Origin of the sequence: Steroidobacter sp. (genome assembly GCF_016790065.1) — a bacterium.
Taxonomy (GTDB): domain Bacteria; phylum Pseudomonadota; class Gammaproteobacteria; order Steroidobacterales; family Steroidobacteraceae; genus Steroidobacter.
The window spans coordinates 1-2492 of the sequence record NZ_JAEUPY010000842.1; the positions used below are offsets into that span (position 1 = coordinate 1).

At 59.5% G+C, this 2492-nt stretch carries 2 protein-coding genes; both read right to left on the bottom strand.

Annotated features, from left to right (window positions below):
• Positions 1–152: 152 nt before the first annotated feature.
• Positions 153–1259, bottom strand: a complete 1107-nt coding sequence (locus tag JNL55_RS33905) for a C45 family autoproteolytic acyltransferase/hydolase (RefSeq protein WP_293865265.1) — start codon at positions 1257–1259, stop codon at positions 153–155.
• A complete protein-coding gene (locus tag JNL55_RS33910) occupies positions 1256–1921 on the bottom strand; it encodes a hypothetical protein (protein ID WP_293865268.1) in 666 nt (221 codons plus the stop codon). Before JNL55_RS33910 ends, JNL55_RS33905 begins: the two co-directional genes overlap by 4 nt.
• Positions 1922–2492: the final 571 nt, after the last annotated feature.

Genomic DNA, 2492 nt, shown 5'->3' on the forward strand with positions numbered 1-2492 from the left:
TCAAGACCGAATCGGTGTTGACGTCGCGTGACTGCCCACCGGGCTCGGTGGTCTTGATGTCTGAATTGAGCGCAATTCGAATTTCATTGGCTGAAGCGGTGGCGACACACGACAACCAGAGGATTAAGATCAGAATTCGGGCGTGCATGGGTTTACCTGTCATGCAAAGAATATTCGGTGAAGTCGCCACCGGCATAGGGCTGCGGCGCAATCCACATGCGCCCCGCCGCGGGCTTCATGATGATGCTGGCGACAGTCGCCGATTCCGTGCCGCCTGGCCCGACGGTCGGAACGCGGCAGACAGCCTTGGGCAAGCCAAAGTCATCGCGAAAAGCGGTCTTGAAGTGGCCCACGTCGAGCTGGCCTCGATGGGCGGCCAGAATCTGCTGCACGCGATCATCTCGGTACAGGCTGTCGGGGCTGATGTTGAGCCCGACATCACGCACTTTGGCTCTCGCCGCCTCGGTCTTGAAATGATTGGAATGAACCAACAACCCGTCCTCCGGCTTCAGCCAAAACACCTCCCCAGGCGAAGCCTCAAGATCTACCGCCATGCCCGCAGCATGACTGATCATCAAATTATTGGAGAACGCGCGAGGCGCGAGATACACCTCGCCAATGGCGACACCCAGACTGCTAGCGCGCAATATCCGTCGTCGTAACAGTGGAATCGGTACTCCGTCGCGACCCCGGTCGCGATCCGACGCCAGAAAATTTCCAGTGATCGCGATGCCGGCAGCGTTGAAGCCCGCTCGGGCCAACATTCCGGCCTCCATGAACGACAACATGGGATTGCCGTCGCCGCAGTCGATGCGCACTACCACCGCCGAACGCACGCACTCCGAAATCCAATCCCAGTTCTGACCGTGGATCAGTGTGCCGTCCGCCGTAGCCTCAGGCAAAGCCAACGCTGACGTGCATCCTTCTGCTTGATCCTCTGGCGGCGGCGGCGCCAGCGCATCGCCATAGAGCAGTTCCGTTCGTGCATTGAGCGCGACGATTCTCTCTACTTCAACATCAGCGCCTGCAGCGATTCCTTCAATCTCTTCCAACAGAGTCGCATCGTACAGAGCGATACGCGGCGTAAACGCTCGCGCGCGCTGACGTACTTCGGCCCAGGCGATGTTCTTCTTGGCGAATGCGCTCTCGTAGATCGAAAGAGAAATCTCGATCCGCTCGCGAGCCCGCTCGCCATACTGACGCCCGCGTTCACGCGGCGACCCGGAAATGCGCAATAGAGGAAACGGTTGGACAGTCATACAGCCCTTCGAGAACCGGCAAGCACCGTGCCGAAAAACTCTTGCACCCGATCGAGAACGAGTTCCTCGCCCGTGTCATGCCCCGCTCCGGAGACGAGATCGAAGCGGACCTGCACACCTGCGGCGCGGAAGCTGCGGGCCAGGGCCTGCAATCGTTCGATGCGCGTGGCGCCGGCGTCGTTCACTGCCGGCATGTACAGACGCGATTCAGGCTCGACGAGTATGTCGGTGTCGGTATCGTCGGCGCCCACGATCATTTGCACCGCGACCTCGCGCATCGCTGCAATGTCGGGCTCCACGCCAAACGTACTCGCTAGCCCCCCAGTCCCTACCCACCACGGCTGCTGGTCATCGAGCAATGTCACCAAACCTGGCGCGCCGATCGACGCCGCCTGCAGGCGGCGCGGGTGCAAGTACAGAAAGCGATGAACGAACTGGCCGCCGCCTGAGAAACCGAACAGCAAGAAGCGCTCGGCGGCGAGCCGATAGATCTGGGCCACCTGCTCGACCATTGCCAGCAGCACTTCGTCGAAGCGAATGCCGCGGTACTCGATGAGCTTGTAGTTGTGTACGTCTGTTGGATCGCCTATTCCGGCTACAAACAGCGGTGATAGCACCATGACACCGTGCTCCTCCGCGAACGCCGCGAACTGCGTACGCAAGGTCTGGGAACTGCGAAGGGTGTCATGGACCACTACTACGAGCGGCCATGGTCGCTGCGTGTCCTCGCGGTAGCCACGCGGCACCTGCATGCAAAAGGAAAATCGCTCATCCGCGCTGCAGGCAAACTGCGCAGTCGCACCCCGTTGGCTGGGGCGAAGGCCGCCACGCGCTCTGAATTGAAGCAAGAGATTCTCCACAGACTTCGCTGCCTGGAATCAATATGTACTACATCATGATAAAATACAATACTTCAAACGCCGCGGCGCTGAGGCAACGAGGTCACTTTAACCTTCGTTGGAAAGGCGCGAACCGCACACCGGGCGCGCTAGCTCAGTTCAGCACACACCGGTTAACCTGCGTGCTGACATCTACGTCCAGAGCCGTTGATCTACGAGCACCGCCCTGAAGTGGCACGCCTAACTCTCGCAAACGCATACCAAGTGAGGAGCTTTGAGAAAGTAAGTTGCCACTTTCAGTTGATCCCCATGAGGTGTATCTGATCCGACCCAAGTCCGCGTGCCGTACAGCTAATAGAGTCGATACTCAATGGCGACGGGACACGACTAGCAG

Bases quoted from the DNA above. Each gene is read 5' to 3' on its own strand.
- JNL55_RS33905 (WP_293865265.1), bottom strand. From the start codon at position 1,259: ATGACTGTCCAACCGTTTCCTCTATTGCGCATTTCCGGGTCGCCGCGT.